Source organism: Leeuwenhoekiella parthenopeia, from assembly GCF_020782115.1.
Lineage (GTDB): Bacteria > Bacteroidota > Bacteroidia > Flavobacteriales > Flavobacteriaceae > Leeuwenhoekiella > Leeuwenhoekiella parthenopeia.
On the sequence record NZ_JAJGMW010000012.1, the window covers coordinates 44427 to 62322 of the forward strand.

At 42.5% G+C, this 17896-nt stretch carries 15 protein-coding genes; 7 read left to right on the top strand and 8 right to left on the bottom strand.

Going from position 1 to position 17896, the window contains the following annotated elements; all coding sequences use genetic code 11:
- Window positions 1-80 precede the first annotated feature (80 nt).
- Window positions 81-395 (top strand): 2TM domain-containing protein, encoded by a 315-nt coding sequence (locus LLW17_RS10470; protein WP_228230211.1) that lies wholly within the window; start codon window positions 81-83, stop codon window positions 393-395.
- 36 nt (window positions 396-431) lie between these two features.
- Window positions 432-1190 carry a LytR/AlgR family response regulator transcription factor gene (locus tag LLW17_RS10475; RefSeq protein ID WP_228230212.1) on the top strand — a complete coding sequence of 253 codons (759 nt, stop codon included), beginning with the start codon at window positions 432-434 and terminating at the stop codon, window positions 1188-1190.
- Here the strand turns inward: LLW17_RS10475 and LLW17_RS10480 are convergent.
- The 6 genes from LLW17_RS10480 to LLW17_RS10505 all read right to left on the bottom strand — a co-directional run bounded on the left by LLW17_RS10480 (window position 1187) and on the right by LLW17_RS10505 (window position 7154).
- Window positions 1187-2515, bottom strand: a complete 1329-nt coding sequence (locus LLW17_RS10480; protein WP_228230213.1) for a DUF2254 domain-containing protein — start codon at window positions 2513-2515, stop codon at window positions 1187-1189. The genes LLW17_RS10475 and LLW17_RS10480 overlap by 4 nt on opposite strands.
- A gap of 84 nt (window positions 2516-2599) precedes the next feature.
- Window positions 2600-3802: an LETM1-related biofilm-associated protein gene (locus LLW17_RS10485; protein ID WP_228230214.1), complete on the bottom strand. Its 1203-nt coding sequence runs from the start codon at window positions 3800-3802 to the stop codon at window positions 2600-2602.
- 358 nt (window positions 3803-4160) lie between these two features.
- A complete protein-coding gene (locus LLW17_RS10490; RefSeq protein ID WP_228230215.1) occupies window positions 4161-4970 on the bottom strand; it encodes an anti-sigma factor in 810 nt (269 codons plus the stop codon).
- Window positions 4971-4973: 3 nt separating this feature from the next.
- A complete protein-coding gene (locus tag LLW17_RS10495; RefSeq protein ID WP_228230216.1) occupies window positions 4974-5504 on the bottom strand; it encodes an RNA polymerase sigma factor in 531 nt (176 codons plus the stop codon).
- A gap of 86 nt (window positions 5505-5590) precedes the next feature.
- Window positions 5591-6178 (bottom strand): superoxide dismutase family protein, encoded by a 588-nt coding sequence (locus tag LLW17_RS10500; RefSeq protein WP_228230217.1) that lies wholly within the window; start codon window positions 6176-6178, stop codon window positions 5591-5593.
- An 85-nt stretch (window positions 6179-6263) separates the two neighbouring features.
- Window positions 6264-7154 (bottom strand): diacylglycerol/lipid kinase family protein, encoded by an 891-nt coding sequence (locus LLW17_RS10505; RefSeq protein WP_228230218.1) that lies wholly within the window; start codon window positions 7152-7154, stop codon window positions 6264-6266.
- Between the two features lie 65 nt (window positions 7155-7219).
- On the opposite strand from LLW17_RS10505, the gene LLW17_RS10510 reads away from it, so the two are divergent.
- The gene (locus LLW17_RS10510; RefSeq protein ID WP_228230219.1) at window positions 7220-8200 is read left to right on the top strand and encodes an App1 family protein phosphatidate phosphatase; all 981 of its coding nucleotides are present in this window, start codon (window positions 7220-7222) and stop codon (window positions 8198-8200) included.
- Between the two features lie 154 nt (window positions 8201-8354).
- On the opposite strand, the gene LLW17_RS10515 is transcribed toward LLW17_RS10510, so the two are convergent.
- Window positions 8355-11573: a VPS10 domain-containing protein gene (locus LLW17_RS10515; protein ID WP_228230220.1), complete on the bottom strand. Its 3219-nt coding sequence runs from the start codon at window positions 11571-11573 to the stop codon at window positions 8355-8357.
- Between the two features lie 171 nt (window positions 11574-11744).
- On the opposite strand from LLW17_RS10515, the gene LLW17_RS10520 reads away from it, so the two are divergent.
- From LLW17_RS10520 to LLW17_RS10535, 4 genes are all read left to right on the top strand, one after another.
- Window positions 11745-12335, top strand: a complete 591-nt coding sequence (locus LLW17_RS10520; protein WP_228230221.1) for a fasciclin domain-containing protein — start codon at window positions 11745-11747, stop codon at window positions 12333-12335.
- 170 nt (window positions 12336-12505) lie between these two features.
- On the top strand, window positions 12506-13627 hold the full coding sequence (locus tag LLW17_RS10525; RefSeq protein WP_228230222.1) for a vWA domain-containing protein: 1122 nt from the start codon (window positions 12506-12508) through the stop codon (window positions 13625-13627).
- Entirely contained in the window at window positions 13627-14454 is an 828-nt protein-coding gene (locus tag LLW17_RS10530; RefSeq protein ID WP_228230223.1) for a sulfurtransferase, read from the top strand. The genes LLW17_RS10525 and LLW17_RS10530 overlap by 1 nt, the downstream gene beginning before the upstream one ends.
- A gap of 15 nt (window positions 14455-14469) precedes the next feature.
- Window positions 14470-15933, top strand: a complete 1464-nt coding sequence (locus tag LLW17_RS10535) for a magnesium chelatase (RefSeq protein WP_228230224.1) — start codon at window positions 14470-14472, stop codon at window positions 15931-15933.
- A 76-nt stretch (window positions 15934-16009) separates the two neighbouring features.
- Here the strand turns inward: LLW17_RS10535 and LLW17_RS10540 are convergent, their stop codons facing one another.
- Complete coding sequence (locus LLW17_RS10540; RefSeq protein ID WP_228230225.1) at window positions 16010-17890, bottom strand: OmpA family protein; 1881 nt, start codon at window positions 17888-17890, stop codon at window positions 16010-16012.
- Window positions 17891-17896: the final 6 nt, after the last annotated feature.

The window sequence follows — 17896 nt, forward strand, 5'->3', positions numbered from 1 at the left end:
TATTTGACAGCTGGGTATGATTAAATGGGAAAGCATCACGTATATCTTCAACTTTACACAAGAACTAAAAATCAGTAATTATGGAAAATTTTGAACAACAAAACCGGTATTTAAAGGCTAAAGAACAGGTTGCCGAGATTAAGAAATTTTATGGAAGTCTGGTGAGTTACATTCTCGTGATCAGTGCTCTGGGAATATTTAATTATTATGTAGATGGCCTCGCACATCCCTGGTTTTTATGGGCTGCCGCCGGTTGGGGTATTGGCCTTATCTTTCAGGCAGGGAAAGCCTTTAACTGGAATCCTTTGGTAAGTAAAGAATGGGAAGAACGCAAGATTAAAGAATACATGGAGCGCGAGGAGCGTTCTCAGTCTGGTATGGGACGCTGGGAATAGTCAAAATCTGCAACTTAAACCTTTTAAAAACGACTTATGAACGTACTGGTCATAGAAGATGAAAAACCTGCGGCACGCCGCCTAACCCGCATGCTTGAAGTCATGGAGTTGACTGTAGTGGCGCAGTTGCACTCGGTAGAAGAGGCAGTAGCCTGGTTTGAAACTGAAGAGCATCCCGATCTGATTTTTTTAGATATACAACTTAGTGATGGTTTATCTTTTGAGATTTTTGATGCGGTGACCGTAAAAAGTGCCATCATATTTACAACTGCTTACGATGAGTACGCCCTACAGGCGTTTAAACTAAATAGTATTGATTACCTGTTGAAGCCCATAGATGAAGAGGAACTGGAAGCTGCGGTGGTCAAATTCAAAAAGCAACGGCCGGGCCTTAAGAATACCACCTTCAATTTTGAAGATATCCGCAAGCTGCTGGGGGTAAATCCGGTAGACCGGGAGTATAAAAAGCGATTTACCGTTAAAATAGGTCAGCATCTGAAGATGATCACAATCGATGAGGTTATGTGCGTGTACAGTGAGAATAAAGGAACCTATGTGCGTACGCGCGACAAGCGGGACTATTTGCTCGAAACCACCCTTGAAAACCTCGAGGAAGAGCTGGCTCCCGACAGGTTTTTTAGGGTTTCGCGCAAATATTATGTGAATATAGAAGCAATACAGGACATTATAAGCTATACCAACTCCCGCCTGCAGCTTAAACTCAAAGCCTGTGAAGATCACGAGATCATCGTAAGCCGGGAGCGGGTTAAGGATTTTAAACTATGGCTTTCCTAACCGAGATCAACAAGCGTCTTTCCGGTACGATTATGTGCTGCTATTTTTTTACTGATGGCAAAAATTCCTTCTAAATCTCTGGGGTTTGTAATGTTTTCTTTGGCATCTTCAAGAATAAGATTAATCTCATCAATAATTATTTCTTCAGAATCTTTGATTACACTCTCTACCTGGAGGAGGAAGTAGAGGGCTGTAAGCATTTTGTGCAACATGATCACATCGTGTTTACAGTAACTGCGCAGGGATACAAAAACAAAATAGATGAGTTCTCTAAAATCTATGGTGCGTAAACAAATTACGGCATCATCGTCTTCATTGTGTATGTAGCTGTAATCTTCTTTCTTCAGTCGAAGCGCAAAAAGCTCGGTAAGGTAATCAATACAGGTAATGGCTGTTCCGGGATCATTTATACCCGGGCTCATTGCCTTGAGTGCGATTTCGGTAAGCTGTTTGAATCCCAGGATATAATTGTGGGTGACAATTTCGCTACGCGAAAAAGCAAAACAGGAGAGCACATTTGTTGTGGTTTGCTCATCGAGTTCTTTGGAGCAGCGGGCGATAGGTATATTTTTGAGGATAAACGATCCCTTGGGCTGCATGATGCGCACCTTAAAATTATTTTCCTTGCAAATATTCATCAGCGTATCTATCGCTATTGTTTGCAAATAACCCGTCTCGTCAATGCGTATCTCATACCAGTCTTCCCCGTCAGGAAATTGCGTGCTGCGATCGTGATCTCCGGTGTTTTCGATAAGACGGTCAAGACGCGTTTTGGCTTTTGAAAAAATATTCTCTACAATGCGGTTGATTTGTATGGCTTCAGAAATGGAGTGAATGAAGTAGATAAACAAAGCCAGGACCAGCATACTCATCACAATCCCTACAATTACCGAAAATCCGGGTAACTGATATTTATTATCGGTGGGTTCTACGCTCAATAAAATAAGAATACAGTAAATAAGTACTGCGATGTAATAGCCTAAAACGTATTGATGTTTTTTATTGGAAATCAGTCCGGGTAGGATGCGTGGCGAGTAATTGCTGGATGCCTGATTGAGCAGGAGCATTACCATCGAAAAACTGAAAACCATCAGCGAAATGATCCCGCCTATAAAGGTGCTCAGCAACGTACGGGCTGTGTCTGCATCGTTAATGACCAGCTGTGGCACGTGCTCGATCAAAAAGCTCGAAATACCCCTACTTTCCGCATAAAGCATAGCAAAACCCATAAACAATCCGCCAAAGGCAAAAAGGGTAGGGTAAAACCCGATGTTTGCGGTAAGGTTGACCAGAATAAGCTTGAACTTGGTAAATAATTGTCGCATAAACGAATTTCAATAATAAATTTTACAACCGGGCTTAAATTGGTATTCTCTTAACAGCTTTTGGCGGGTTTAAGCGCAGCATGTTTAAATATCCTCTTCTTCGGTACGATTTTCATTAAAAGCGCTGGGTAATAATTCCGGTATGAATTTTATGAGCAGGGGCAGGAGTACCCCTCCTCCCGGAAGCATAAAAATTGCCAGCGACGGCACGCTTTTACAAATATCGAGCAACTGGGTTTTAACGCGTTTCTTTTCGGCTTTGCTCAAATCCCTCACGGTAGAATAACCCAGTAAAATTACCAGATCCTTGCTGCCGGAAAGCTCAAGCAGCAGGCGTTTTTTATTGCGTATAATGAGTGTGCGTACCGTTTTTGAAGTCTGATTGTAAAAGTGTTTTACGGGATTGCTGTAATTGAGATAGGAGATTTCATTGCGATTGCTCACAATAAACTCCTGTACGCAGCTGATGGCATTTTGAGTTACCTGAGTTTCAAAGTTAAGTTTACTACCCAGCTCCTCTAAGAACTCCAGTTCGTTCGAATCCATTTTTAGATCATCCCACACAGCCAGAGCAGCGAGATCTAAGATATATCGACGGGCAAATAAAGTGGTATAGGGGGTAAGTTCTAACTTATCAAGATCTGTAATGGTTTTATCCAGATTGCTGTTGTAACGCAGCGATTTTTCAAAAAGCTTAAGCAAAAGCTTATCGTAATTGTCCTTTTGCTGTTTTTGATTAAGAGCCATCCAGATGAGCTGCATCAGCAAAGCTTCAAATTGAGCCGCATAGGCTTTTACATCTTCGGTTTTATGGTCTAAATACCACTCAAACACCACCACATCTAGGAATAGCAGGGCATTGGTGATGAGGTTGCTAAAGTTACGCTGCAAAAGGGCTTCATTAGTTTGCAACCTGTTCTGTATGATTTTTTCGAGATCGGCTGCTGTTTGTTTAGCCTTTATAAAACCGGAGAAATAGGATTTTTCCTGACTGTTAAGTAAGGTGTAGAAGGTGTTTACTTCCTTAAAAAACAGGTTAGTGTTGTTATACTTGGAATGATAGGTGAAAAAGAGCGCGTCAAAGAGATTGATTTTTGCGCGTTCGGTTTCATCCCATTTTAAAGGTTCGTGATTCTTATAGACGCAGGTACTTACCGAAACACCATAAATAAAGCCGGTTTTGACGAGCTGGGTATAGAAGTCGTCAGCACCGGGCTGGTTTGCAAGCAGCCATTTGGTAATAAGAGGTTTATGTTTTAAAATCCATCCGGGAGCTGAAGGATTCATAAGGAATAATTTAAGTGAAGGTTGAATATTAAATATTTAAAAATCAATTAATTATAAATTTTAACAAATAAAACCGCATTTTTTAAAACCGCACTAATCTTTACTGCGTAAATATAGGCAGAAAGTTAAGTTGGGCATTTAACTTTTGAGAATTCAAAAATCCAAACCTTATTTTGGAGAATATGAAAAGGAGATTTATCAATTGGTTAGTTGATTAGTTTTTTTTGGATTTTTTGTTAGTTGGGAACCACCATGCTTTGGAGAGAGCGGGTGGTTCTTTTTTTTGCCCCGTACTAAAATGCATAAAAAAATCCCCTGACGATTGATTAGGGGATTTTTTAGATTCAAAAAGTTTCTTCTAGGCATTGCCTTGTACTACACCCAGCGTATAGAGTTGCTCCATCGTTGGGGTTTCGCTTCCGCCAGCAGGCTCAAGCGTGATACCAAATGCCTGTGAGTCGTTAGGATTATCCAGTTCAAAGACCTTGTTTTCATCCTGACTAAAGTTTTCAAGCAGACCCATGCTGGTAGGAGTAAGCGGGTCTAGTTTTAAGGACCAAACCTGATATACAAATCCTTCCGGAGGCTCGGGGAGACCTAAAGCATCAATATATGCTTTGTTTGAAGCTTTATCCCAAAATACATTTACATAAGCTTCCGGCGCAACCTGCTGTCCTGCAAGTGGTATTTTGGTCACCTGCGGATCGCGAATCACCGCCAGAATTTCTTTGGTTTCCTGAAGGGCCTCTTCAGAATAATTCAATTTGCTTTCGAGCTGTGTTTTTTCAACCTCCACGGTCTGAAGCTCTTCACGCAGTGTATTTGTTCGGTTTAGTAGAGCAAAAATACCTATGAGGAACAGGATCGAAGCGGCCATGCTTATGTACGAAAGCACACGCGCTCGTTTTTGAGAGACAGTAGGCTGAAGCTGAATCACGCCGTCTGCATTTCGCAATTTTGACTTGATTGCAGCCAGAAGGACTTCGGGATTGTACGGTGCCGCAGCCGATGACAGGTTTTGAAGCGCTGTTTCAATTTGCTCTACTTCCTGCTGTACCTCGGGGTATTGTGCGAGGATCGCAGAAACCTCTTCGCTTTCTTTCGGCGTAAGCGCACCGTAAACGTAGAGCTCGAGGATGCCAGATTCTATGTATTCTTGAATATCCATAATTTAATTTACCAAGATTTCGCGCAGCTTGTTAATGCAAAGTCGGTTACGGGTCTTTACGGTTCCCAGAGGCATATTGAGCTCCTCAGAAGTTTCTTTTTGAGTATATCCTTTAAAAAATAACAGGTCGATGACTTTCTTACATTCTTCACCCAGCGTTTTGATATACTTCTTAATTCCTATAGCGTCAACTTTACTTGTAAAACTGCTTTTGTGTTCGAGTATATCTACGAAATATTCCTGAGTTAGGTTTTTCTTTTGGTTTTTAAAAGCCTTAGACCGCGTCTTATCTATAGCGGCGTTGCGTGCGATATTGAGAAGCCAGGTAAAAAAACGTCCTTTTTCGGAAGTATAGGATTCTGAATTGTCCCACACCTTAACAAAAACGTCTTGCAGTACTTCTTCGGAAGCTTCGGTATCGTGAAGTACGCTGTTGATTACGCCAAAAATACTTTCAGAATAAAGGGAGTAAATCCGCTCAAATGCCTTTTCATCTTTTTGTTGTAATCGTAAAATCAGTTCGTCGGGTTGCATAGCGATTTTTTGGTTTGCTAAATGTATCAAATTCCATAAAAAAAAGCAGCCCTAAAGCTGCTTATATTCATTAATTTATTATAGTCTTATTCAATAATGCCACCACAACTTACGCGGGCACCGGCATCACCACTTGGCTGACTGGTAAAATCATCGGCTCCTGCGTGAACGATAAGGCCTTTACCTAAGATGTCTTTCATAGGATCTTCACAACCTATGCACCATTCATCGGTAGCGATTGTGATGGTACCATTACCGTTAGCATCGGCTTCAAAGTTGCCTATATCTCCTTTGTGATAACCTGCGGCATCGCCCCACTTACCATGTTGCTCTTTAGTAGGATTCCAGTGACCACCGGCAGAAGTACCATCATCTGCAGAGCAATCTGCATTTTCGTGAATGTGTATCGCGTGCATACCCGGCTCGAGACCTTCAAAAACGGCAGTCATAGTTACTGTGCCATCTTCTTCTTTAAATACTGCGCTTCCCTGTGCAGTACTTCCACTTTTTGATTCCAGTTTAACGGTTACTTTTTTTGGCTCTGCCATTTCTTCTTCCATCGCAGGAGCTTCAGTTACCGTATTTTCTTCGGCGTCTTTATCTTTCTTGTCATTCTTGCAGGAGGTAAAACCCAGTGCAAGGGCAAGTGTAAAAAACAATGCATAATTTTTCATAATAGTAGCGTATTAGTTAATTGTAGAACTAAATTAAGGGTTAGGCATTGGCTACACAAAGAATTAAGCATAGCTTAACATTGTACTAGAGCTTGTAGTCGGCCGGTACGGCAACGGCAATTTTATGAGGGTTCATGCTGGCTTTAACTGTGGTTTCTTCACCCAGATACTCCCCGTCAACCTGCAGGGCAATGGGCTTGCCGGTCTTGAGTTCGACTTCGGTACAGCAGATCACTTCTACAAAATCGGGATCAAGATTGGTACTGCCGTAGAAGGTTTTCAGGATTTCGGTAATGCTGAAATTTTTAAAGATTAGAACTTCAAATTTTCCGTCATTCATCTTCCCCTGTGGATTAATATTAGCACCGGTGCCAAATTTATTGGCATTGGCGATTGCCACCAGAATACCTTCTTTCTCCATGGTCTCACCGTTTACGGTTAAACTAACTTCAAACGGAAATTTACTGCTTACCAGAGTCGGAAATGCCTGAAGCAGATAGCCAAATTTCCCCCTGATTTCAGACTGCTCGTAATTTTTAATGAGTTGTGCATTCACACCGATATCTGCAATGTGCAGACAGGAAAGCCCGTTTACGTCTATGGTGTCAAGCTCCATAAAATGATCTGCAAGGCCAATGTTGAGTTGTTCATCAAGTTCTTCGGGTAAATTGAGATTTTCTGCCAGACCATTTGCAGATCCCGATGGGAGTAAGGCAATTTTGATATCCTTTTCTTTTAAAACATCGGCCACCTCACGTATGGTACCATCACCGCCCGAGATGAAAACACGATCGGGATTGATGCGGTCAACCAAATCTTTAATAGCTTTTTGATCCCCCTCTCCTGTGGTCTCGTACACTTCTGCGACGTAATTTTTTTCTGTAACAAAAGTTTTAAACCTATTTATAATGGGTTTCTTATCGGTCCCTCCCGCAATGGGATTGATCACCAGTAAAATGGTCTTTTGTGTTTTCATTAAGTAGTTTTCGTCATAAAATTAGGTATTTTGAGCACCACTCAACGTTAAGAGAATACCAATACGTGAAACTCGATTTACAATTATACAGGGGTTATGCCAATGATGAGGAGCTGGTTGTTTTTGGCCATGCTTTTAAGTCGTGGGCGCCCGATAAGTATCAGATAGACCGCAAGGGTTTTAAGCACGCTTTTGCGGTTTTGCATATGTTTCGCATTTCACCTTTAAAAAATGTGGAGGTCTTTCTGCACTTTAAAGATCTTAAAATACGTACCCGCACGATGGATGACGGGTATTTTAGATTCAACATTCCCCACAACCTGAATCTGGACAGCGGCTGGCATACCTATGAGGTGAGTTGTAAGCTGGGCGAAAAGGACTATGGTATTGTTGAAAAGGGCGAATTGCTGAAACCCTTTGAAAGCAATCTCAGCATCATTTCAGACATTGATGATACTTTTTTGATTTCGCATAGCGGAAATATTTTTAAAAAGCTTTTTGTGATGCTGGCGCGAAATGTCAACCGCCGCAAGACTTTTAAAGATGTGGTAAGGCATTATCAGGCGCTGAGTAGCAGCGGTCACGCAGGCAATGGTACCCGCAATTCCTTTTTTTACGTTTCAAGCAGTGAGTACAATCTTTACGATTTTATCATTCAGTTTTCGAAATTGCAGAAGTTGCCTAAAGCCGTATTGAAATTAAAAGACATCAAAACCGGAATTACCGATTTTCTGGGTACCGGAGGAGGCAACCATGATCATAAGTTTGTAAAAATCAAAGATCTCATCGCTTTTTACCCGAAGCAGCAATATGTATTGCTGGGTGACGACTCTCAAAAGGACGCTTATATTTATGAGCGCATCTGTAAAATGTTTCCGCTTAATGTAAAAGCGGTGTATTTACGGCAAACGGGGAGTTCCAAAAAATCAAAAATTGACCGGACTCTTACTAATATAGAGCGGCTGGATGTCGCGACCTGTTATTTTGAACAAAGTAGTGAGGCGATTAATCATTCCCGGAAAATAGGGATTATAGCCTCTGAATAAAAAAAGAAACTGTCTAAAAAGTCTTAAGCTGTCGAACTGAGCTTGTCGAAGTTATTTAGTTATTGATAACCAAATGGTCTTCGACAAGCTCAGACTGACAAGCCTGTATAAAATAACTTTTTAGACAGCCACTTGATATAAAATTTGTGATTGCTTAATCAATCTTAAAAACCTGAGTTTCCTTAAAGGGATCGAGTTCTACCTGTTGCATTTCGGTTTTGTAGGCAGGCCATTCTTGGGCATAGAACGTATTCACTTCTTCTAAAGCTTCACTCAATTCATCTTTAGCCTGCGAAATCAACGTACGCTCTGTACCGGTAAGTCCGCCGGGTCTGCTGCTTACATAACCATTGGCTAAATAAACGCGGTTAAGAACGGTAACCTCCGGGTTGCGGGTGATGCCCTGGCGATCATCTTCGGTTCCTAAAAACAACGCGATTTTAGCGTCAATTTTCTTGATAATCGCAGCCGAACTGTCAATCTGCGCTTTGTACTGTTCTTTGTCAGCGTCTTTTAAACGTTTCTGAAAATCCTCAGCCGTATTTTTACTTTCAACCAATTGTTTAACCGCATCTGCTGAAACCTGAATCATAGACTCTAAATTTTTCTGAGCCGTATAAATCTCATTGATCGCTGCCTGCGAAATGTCTAAACGCGGGTCACTTTCAACCTTGATAGTAGTTTGGTCTTCCAGATCGCCATAGCTCATAACAGCCTTATAAGTGCCTGGTTTTACGGTAACGCCACCCGGCTCGTAGTTGCGTTCGCGCAAGGAGCGTGAAGGTTTGTCGCTGCCTTTTTCATCCATATACCAGCGCATCGTAAATAGACCGGTGGTATCAGGGGTTTTGGTTTTCAAGGTGCGAATGAGGCGCTCGCCATCGTAAATTTTTAAAAACACCGTGTCCCAGGTTATAGCTGCCTCCGCCTTTTCCGAATCAGCCTCTTTGCTTTCTTCTGTTTTCTCTTCTTTTTCAGCCTTTTTCGGTTTGATGAAGTAATTAAAGGCAGCGCCACTGCTTCGGTTTTCCCCACTGTAGGTTGCATCGGCTCCAAAACGACTTCCGGTAGGTTGCTGAGATGCGTTCTGATAAGCCGTGGCAGGAGGAAATACCTCAAGTACCGTTGAGTTTTCGGCTGAAATAGTATTTAGTGTGGTCTTATTGGCGGCCAGTTCGCGCAGGGGTTTGATGTCATCGAGTACCCAGATCGAACGCCCAAAAGTACCAATTACCAAATCGTCTTCCCGTGGGTGAATGATCAGATCCTTCACGGGAACGGTAGGGAAGCCATTGGTCCACTTTTGCCAGTTTTTACCGGCATCTATAGAAACGTAGAGACCGTCATCGGTGCCTAAAAACATCAGGTTGGACTCTTCTTTGTCCTCAATGATAGAGAGCGAATAACTTTCTACATCGTCTTCATCAACCAGACTTTGCCAGGTTTTACCGTAATCTTTGGTGCGGAAAACATAAGGTTTGTAGTCAAATCTTCGGTAGTTGTTTGCTACCAGCAGTGCCTCACCCTTATTATTTGCCGAAGCTTTAATCTGGGCGACCCAGCTTCCTTCCGGCAGGCCTTTGATATTTTCAGAAACGTCATTCCAGTTCTTACCGCCATCGGTGGTATAAAAAACCTTTCCGTCATCAGAGCCGGTCCACATCATTCCGCGTTCTACGGGGGAGGGCTCGATTACCAAAATAGTGGTATGGTTTTCTGCCCCTGTAGCATCCATCGTAAGGCCGCCGCTTTCGCTTTGCTTTTGCTTTTCGGGATCGTTAGTGGTTAAATCGGGTGAAATGACTTCCCAGGTAAGACCCTTGTCGGTAGATTTATGTACGTACTGACTTCCAAAATACAGCGTGCTGCTGTCAAACGGATCAATGTTGATCGCGGCATTCCAGTTAAAGCGCAGCTCAACATCGGGGTCTGGATGTGTGGGTCTTACGGTATAGTTGTTACCGGTAATGTGATCGTACCGGCTCACATAACCCTGCTGACTCATCGACCAGCCAAACTGGGAATCATCAGGATCTGGCACCACATCAAAACCATCGCCAAAGGAGATTTCCTGCCAGTACGAGTTGCGTATTCCCTGAGCTTTCCATACGTAAGCAGGACCGCGCCAGCTTCCGTTATCCTGCATCCCTCCATACACATTATAAGGATACTCGTTATCTACAGCCACGTGATAAAACTGTCCCACCGGAATATTCTCAACAAACCTCCAGGTTTTGCCACCATCGCGGGTGATATTGAGTCCGCCGTCGTTTCCGTCAATCATAAAATCTGCATTCTCCGGGTGAATGTACCAGGCATGGTGGTCGGGATGCACACCGTTATCTGCGCCATACGCAGGCATGAGTTCGGTAAAACTTTTTCCGCCATCATCAGAAACATTTACGTAGGTAAAAATGCTGTAGACTCTATTTTCATTATTGGGAGCCACATAGATTTCGGCATAGTAAAACGGGCGGTTGCCTATTTCACTCATATCATCATTCACTTTTTTCCAGTTTTCACCCCCGTCATCAGAGCGGTATAGTGCATTCTTTTTGGCCTCTACATAGGCATAAACCACATTGGGTTTACCCGGAGCGATGGCCAGCCCCATTCGGCCTAAATCTCTGGGCAAGCCATTGTCTGAAGTAATTTCTTTCCAGGTGTCTCCACCATCGTAGGTAATGTATAAACCCGAGCCCGGTCCGCCACTGTTAAAAAACCAGGGATCGCGTTTGTGCTGCCACATCGCGGCAATGAGTTTATTGGGGTTGGTGGGGTCCATTACCAGTTCGCCGGCGCCGGTTTTTTGATCTACATAAAGGATTTTTTCCCAGGTTTTTCCGCCGTTTGTGGTGCGGTAAACGCCACGCTCTTCGTGCTCACCCCAGGGCGAACCGATAGCTGCGGCATAAACGATATCAGGATTTGACGGGTTGATGCGCACTCTATATATATGACGCGTTTTTTCGAGCCCCATGCATTTCCAGGTTTTTCCACCATCTAAAGATTTGTAAATCCCAAAACCCCCGTTAAGACTGTTGCGCGGGTTTCCTTCTCCGGTACCTACCCAAACTACTGAAGGATTAGATTGCTGAATGGCGACCGAACCTATTGATGCTGTAGCTTCGTGTTCAAATACCGGTTGCCAGGTAACGCCTCCTGAAGTTGATTTCCAGAGTCCGCCCGAAGCTGAACCTGCATAGATGATATCAGGATCGTCTGTTACCGCATCAATGGCCGTAATACGACCGCTCATACCTGCAGGACCTATATTTCGGGGCGTTTTGTTTTTAAGCAGCTGCAAATCAATTTTTTGACCATAGCTGAGACTGCCTATTAGGATTAAAAAAAGAAGAAAATGGTTTTTCATAAAGGGATAGATTAGTGTCTCAAGATTTTTAAAAATACTAAAAACTCCTTTCTTGAGCTTCTTTTAAATTCTTTAACATAATAAAACCTTAATTAACAAAAGCTTACGTCTAAATATTGTGCTGTTTGACTCCTTCACTATACATTTGGACAAAACTAAAAATCAAGTATTATGAAAAAGATTGTATTAAGTATGGCAGTGCTTGCCACTATAGCTTTTACTTCATGTAAAAACAGCGAAAAAGCAGAAACAGAAGAAACTACTGAAGAAGTAGCAATGGAAGGTGCAGAGACTGAAGAAGAAGCTCCAGCTCAACAAAACATCGCCGAAATTGCAATGGGAAATGATAATTTTTCAACTTTAGTAACTGCTGTTCAGGCTGCCGGTCTTGCTGAAACTTTAAGTAGTGAAGGCCCGTTCACCGTGTTTGCTCCTACAAATGATGCATTTGCAAAATTACCTGAAGGAACTGTAGCAACACTTGTTGAGCCTGCAAACAAAGAAAAATTAACCGGTATTTTAACGTATCACGTTGTTTCCGGAGAATATATGGCAGAGGATGTAATTAAAGCTATTAATGACAATGGTGGTAGTTTTACCATTCCTACTGTACAAGGAGGAACTTTAACTGCAACTTTGGTAGACGGTAGCGTAGTGCTTACCGATGCTAACGGTGCAAAATCAACAGTTGTAATGGCTGACGTAAATGCTTCAAACGGAGTAATCCACGCGATTGATGCAGTTGTTATGCCAAAAGGCTAATATTCTGAATTACATAAATTACGAAAACCCTTCAAATCGAAGGGTTTTTTTATGGAATTCAATTTCCTAAGCTTAAAATAAGGAAGCATTGGCCAAAGTGGTTTTCCTTAATTGGTTTTTAAGAAAAGTATTCAGGAAAAGCGCGTAAAATGCTTTAATTTTAAATTACTATGAAAAAGAAAATACAAGGTCGGGGATTTGTATTCAAAAGCTATGATGCACCCCGACAATCGCTTTTTGAACAATTGCTTGAAACTTTTAAAGAACTCATTACGCATACTTCGGGTGATTTTGATGAAGCGATGGACTGGCTTAAGGAACTTGATAAAGAGTATAATCTCACTAATGAAGATTATACCCTGGACGATTTTGTTCAGGAGCTTAAAGACAAAGGTTATATCAGAGAAGAGATTGAACCTGATGGAACGGGTGGTATTTCTATTACCGCAAAAACCGAGCAGGCCATTCGCAAACGGGCTTTAGAACAAATTTTTGGCAAGATGAAACGCAGCGGTGCCGGAAATCACCGCACCAATCACATTGGCCGGGGTGACGAGCATACCGGTGAGTACCGTGAGTACCGTTTTGGTGATGCGCTCGAACGTGTTTCTATGACCGAAAGTCTTAAAAATGCTCAGATAAACAATGGGTTAGGGGCTTTTGATTTAACCGAACGGGATTTGATCGTCGAAGAAACCCAGCACAAGGCTCAAATGAGTACCGTGTTGATGATAGACATCAGTCACAGTATGATTTTGTATGGCGAAGACCGTATAACGCCTGCTAAAAAAGTGGCGATGGCCCTTGCCGAACTCATTACCACCCGATATCCAAAAGATACTTTAGATATCATTGTATTTGGTAATGATTCGTGGCCGATCAAGATTAAAGATTTGCCTTATTTACAGGTAGGCCCGTATCATACCAATACGGTAGCGGGCTTGCAGTTGGCGATGGATATTTTGCGCCGCAAGCGTAACACCAACAAGCAGATTTTTATGATCACAGACGGTAAGCCAAGCTGCGTGCGGGAGCCAGACGGATTTTATTATAAAAACAGTGTGGGGCTTGACGAATACATTGTAAACAAGTGCTATAGTATGGCCAGCCAGGCTCGCAAGCTCAAAATCCCCATTACCACCTTTATGATTGCTCAGGATCCGTATTTGATGCGTTTTGTGCGTGAATTTACGCAGGCTAATCAGGGTAAGGCATTTTATACCGGCTTGCAGGGACTGGGCGAAATGATTTTTGAAGATTACGAGACTAACAGAAAAAAGCGAATACGTTAATGCAGCGTTTCACTCTAATCGAGGTTAAAGAGCTTTCCGCAATGCTTGATGATCCTGATCTGGTATTGCTTGATTGCAGTCTGAAAAAGACCGCATCCGGGAAGGAGTTTGATCTAAATGGTAAAACCATTCCCGGAGCGCGTTTTTTTGATCTTGAGAATACGTTTAGCGATGCTGAAAGTGACTTTCCCAACACCCTGCCTCAGACTCAGGATTTTGAGCGAAAGGCAAGAGCCTTAGGGATTAATACCGATTCAAAACTTGTTGTTTTTGATGCGGGAGGGATTTACTCGAGTCCAAGAGTCTGGTGGATTTTTCAGGTGATGGGGCACAAGCACGTTAGAGTATTGAATGGTGGTTTGCGGGCCTGGAACGAGGCAGGTTTCCCGCTTGCGGAAGGTTTTAAAAGTGATTTTAAAGCAGGAAATTTTAAAGCAGCATTTGATGCCGGCAGCGTCAAATCTTTTGAGGATATTGAGCTGAATACCGATGCTCCAAAGTTTACACTTGTAGACGCGCGTTCTTCCGGAAGGTTTCAGGGTATTGACCCGGAGCCCCGGCCGCATTTGCAGAGTGGGAGTATTCCACAATCGGTAAATCTTCCTTTTCAGGATGTTTTAGAAGGTGGAAAATTTAAACCCAAAACCGAATTGTATAAGCTGTTTGAAGAGCGTTCCCTGTTAACTGATAAACTGGTTTACAGTTGCGGATCGGGTCTTACAGCCTGTATCATTATGCTGGCAGGCGAAATTGCCGCTCAAAAAGGAATACAGCTGTACGACGGCTCGTGGACCGAATGGGCCGAATTAAAAAAATTGAAAAAGTAAAATAAAAATTGAAAAATGAGTAAACCGAACATTGCAACACTGGGCGAACTAAAAAAATCGGGCTATACCAGCCGAAGTATTAAAGATGAGTTACGCACCAATTTGCTGAAGAATATAAAGAACGGAGTTCGTTCATTTGAAGGGATTCACGGGTATGAGTACACCGTCATTCCCGAATTGGAACGCGCCATTCTCTCTAAACACAACATCAACTTACTGGGACTGCGCGGTCAGGCCAAGACCCGTCTTGCGCGTTTGATGGTACAGTTGCTTGATGAGTGGGTGCCGGTGGTCGAAGGCTCTGAATTAAATGACGATCCTTTAAAACCACTTTCGCGCTATGCGAAAGAGCTTATTGCCGAAAAAGGCGATGATACCCCCATTACCTGGCTGCATCGGGACGATCGTTTTGCCGAAAAACTGGCCACTCCAGATGTTACCGTAGCCGATTTAATAGGGGATGTAGATCCCATTAAAGCTGCAAATTTAAAACTGAGTTATGCTGACGATCGCGTAATTCATTTTGGGATGATCCCACGGGCCAACCGCTGCATTTTTGTAATTAATGAATTGCCCGATTTACAGGCGCGTATTCAGGTTGCCCTGTTTAATATTTTGCAGGAAGGAGATATTCAGATACGTGGATTTAAATTGAGACTTCCTTTGGATCTTCAGTTTGTATTTACTGCAAATCCGGAAGATTATACCAATCGTGGAAGTATTGTAACTCCACTAAAAGACCGTATCGGGTCGCAGATTCTTACACATTATCCCGAAAATATAGAAATTGCCCGAACGATCACCCAGCAGGAGGCTAAACGCGATGAGCGTTCAGAAGACAGCATTTATGTTCCTTCCTTAGCTAAGGATTTGCTGGAGCAAATAAGTTTTGAAGCGCGTAACAGCGAGTATATTGATGCTAAAAGCGGTGTTAGTGCCCGTATGAGTATAACCGCTTATGAAAATCTGTTGAGCACGGCAGAGCGCAGAGCTCTTATTGCCGGTGATGAACAGACGATGGTGCGTTTAGGAGACTTTATGGGAATGATACCTGCTATAACGGGTAAAGTAGAGCTGGTTTATGAAGGAGAGCAGGAGGGAGCCGCTAATGTCGCGCAAACCCTAATTGGTGATGCGATCAAGACCCTCTTTATTACCTATTTCCCTGAAATTAAGAAACTGGAGAAGCAAAGCGAAAAAAGTCCGTATGATGATATAGTTTCCTGGTTTTTTGATGAGACCGATTTTAGGTTACTCGATGATTTGAGCGAAACGGAGTACAAAAAGACTTTAGATTCAATCACTCCGCTGGAAGAATTGATCAATACTCAATTACCCGATCTGAATTTGAAAGACAAATACTTTATGAAGGAATTTGTGCTCTGGGCTTTGGTAGAATATAAGAAGCTGAGTAAGTACCGTCTTTCTGATGGTATTCGATTTAATGATGTTTACGGCAGCTACATCAAAGGATTGTAGCAGCTACAGATTTTAAATACAATAAAAAAATCCCGACAGTACAGACTGTCGGGATTTTTTATTGGAGTACTTTTTTTTAATTGATGATGGTAAACTCACTGCGACGGTTTTCGTCCTGTTGTGCATCGGTACAGTCCATTTCAGTACAGTTGTTGATGGGGTCAGACTCGCCGTAACCCTTTGCCGTAAGACGATCTGCATCTATACCCTTAGAAATAACATAATCCCGGGTAGACTGCGCACGACGCTCAGACAATTGCTGATTATAGGTATCTGAACCGCGCATATCGGTATGCGACGCGATTTCTACTTTCATTTCCGGATATTTAGTGAGTATAGCAACTAATTTGTCTAAAGTTGTCGCTGCATCGGGACGTATGTTTGATTTATCAAAGTCAAAGTAGATTTTCTCAAGATTGATCTGCGTAAGCTGGTTACGATCATTAACCACCACGATTTCTTCGGTATCTGCATAGGCTTCCATATATAACCTTAAAGCGGTCTTGGTATTGCGGGAATATTCGATACGCACATCTTTTTCAATAGGTACATAGAGTTCTTTGGAAGCCTTCACCTTATAAAAACTATTGGGACGTACATCAAACTTAAAGCTGCCTTCTTCATCTGTAACCTCGGTAATAAGTGTTCCGGTTTCCGGTCTGAAGAGGGTTACTTTAGCTCCGGGTATAGGCTCCAACGTTTTTTTGTTATCTACGTTACCAATGATCTGATAGTTAATATTTGGCAATGTTTCAAAACGGTATAATTTATCTTTTTCGGTTCGGTTTGATGAAAAATACCCGGTACCCTCATTTTCTTTCATAATCAATGCAAAATCATCTGCATTGGAGTTTATAGATGAACCTAAATTGTAAGCATCCGCAAAAGTTTCGCCCGAAACCTTACTGCGATACAGGTCAAGACCTCCAAGCCCTTCGGCACGATTAGAAGCAAAGTACAGATTGCCGGCATCAGAAATAAACGGAAACTGCTCTAGTTTATCGCTGTTGATACGATTGCCCAGGTTTACAGGAGTAGCGAAGGAGCCGTCCTCGTTCAGGTTTACTTTATAAATATCAAAGCTTCCAAAACCACCGGGCATATCACTGCTGAAGTACAGGGATTTCCCATCGGGGCTTAAAGCAGGATGCGCGACAGAGTATTGTTTAGAATTGATGGGAAGCAGGGTTATGTTGCCCCACTGACCGTTTACCAGCTCTGCACTGTAGATTTGCAATACGGCAATTTTAGCATCGTTAATACGGGTAAAGTCATCGCTGGTACGGGTAAAGTACATCTTCCTGCCGTCTGCACTAAATACCGCGTTGCTCTCGTGCGTATCGGTATTGATCATTCCGGGGAAAAGGCCGTCATCTGTAATTGCGCTTCCGTTTACATTGGCATAATAGAGATCAAGATAGGGTCTTCCTGTCCACGGATAGACAGGTCTTGCCGCGTTTCGGTCTGAAGCAAAAATGATTTGACGGTCGTAATAGGCAGCGCCAAAATCATTGTAAGCAGAAGCAGCATCCAGAATTTCCGGAAAGAAAAACTGCTCAACTTCTTCATCCAGATCTTCAATTCCCTGAAGGATATTTACTTCTTCACCGGTATAGCTGGTAAGCAATTCATTTGCCTTGGCATAATCTTTACTGCGCTTGGCAGCATCTGCATATCTAAAGATCACAGCCTTATCCTGATCGGGTTTAAGTTCCCATAACCGGGCATAGGTCTCTACAGCTTTGGCAGCATTTTGAGTATAGTAATACGACTCTGCCAGATTTTTTGTGGCCAGCGTGTCTAGCGGTGTTTGTTCGGCTTCTGCCGTATATGCCTCAATAGCTTCGGTATAGGCTTTATTTGCATAAAGCTTATGAGCCATTTTAAGGTCTTTACTTTGAGAATATCCTAACCGGCAGGCAGCTAGCAGAATAACGAAGAGGGTAATATTTTTCATAGTCCT

Excerpts from the sequence above, each read along its gene's own strand:
- LLW17_RS10470 (WP_228230211.1), top strand. The coding sequence starts at position 81 with ATGGAAAATTTTGAACAACAAAACCGGTATTTAAAGGCTAAAGAACAG.
- LLW17_RS10475 (WP_228230212.1), top strand. The coding sequence starts at position 432 with ATGAACGTACTGGTCATAGAAGATGAAAAACCTGCGGCACGCCGCCTA.
- LLW17_RS10480 (WP_228230213.1), bottom strand. The coding sequence starts at position 2,515 with ATGCGACAATTATTTACCAAGTTCAAGCTTATTCTGGTCAACCTTACC.
- LLW17_RS10485 (WP_228230214.1), bottom strand. The coding sequence starts at position 3,802 with ATGAATCCTTCAGCTCCCGGATGGATTTTAAAACATAAACCTCTTATT.
- LLW17_RS10490 (WP_228230215.1), bottom strand. The coding sequence starts at position 4,970 with ATGGATATTCAAGAATACATAGAATCTGGCATCCTCGAGCTCTACGTT.
- LLW17_RS10495 (WP_228230216.1), bottom strand. The coding sequence starts at position 5,504 with ATGCAACCCGACGAACTGATTTTACGATTACAACAAAAAGATGAAAAG.
- LLW17_RS10500 (WP_228230217.1), bottom strand. The coding sequence starts at position 6,178 with ATGAAAAATTATGCATTGTTTTTTACACTTGCCCTTGCACTGGGTTTT.
- LLW17_RS10505 (WP_228230218.1), bottom strand. The coding sequence starts at position 7,154 with ATGAAAACACAAAAGACCATTTTACTGGTGATCAATCCCATTGCGGGA.
- LLW17_RS10515 (WP_228230220.1), bottom strand. The coding sequence starts at position 11,573 with ATGAAAAACCATTTTCTTCTTTTTTTAATCCTAATAGGCAGTCTCAGC.
- LLW17_RS10520 (WP_228230221.1), top strand. The coding sequence starts at position 11,745 with ATGAAAAAGATTGTATTAAGTATGGCAGTGCTTGCCACTATAGCTTTT.
- LLW17_RS10525 (WP_228230222.1), top strand. The coding sequence starts at position 12,506 with ATGAAAAAGAAAATACAAGGTCGGGGATTTGTATTCAAAAGCTATGAT.
- LLW17_RS10530 (WP_228230223.1), top strand. The coding sequence starts at position 13,627 with ATGCAGCGTTTCACTCTAATCGAGGTTAAAGAGCTTTCCGCAATGCTT.
- LLW17_RS10535 (WP_228230224.1), top strand. The coding sequence starts at position 14,470 with ATGAGTAAACCGAACATTGCAACACTGGGCGAACTAAAAAAATCGGGC.
- LLW17_RS10540 (WP_228230225.1), bottom strand. The coding sequence starts at position 17,890 with ATGAAAAATATTACCCTCTTCGTTATTCTGCTAGCTGCCTGCCGGTTA.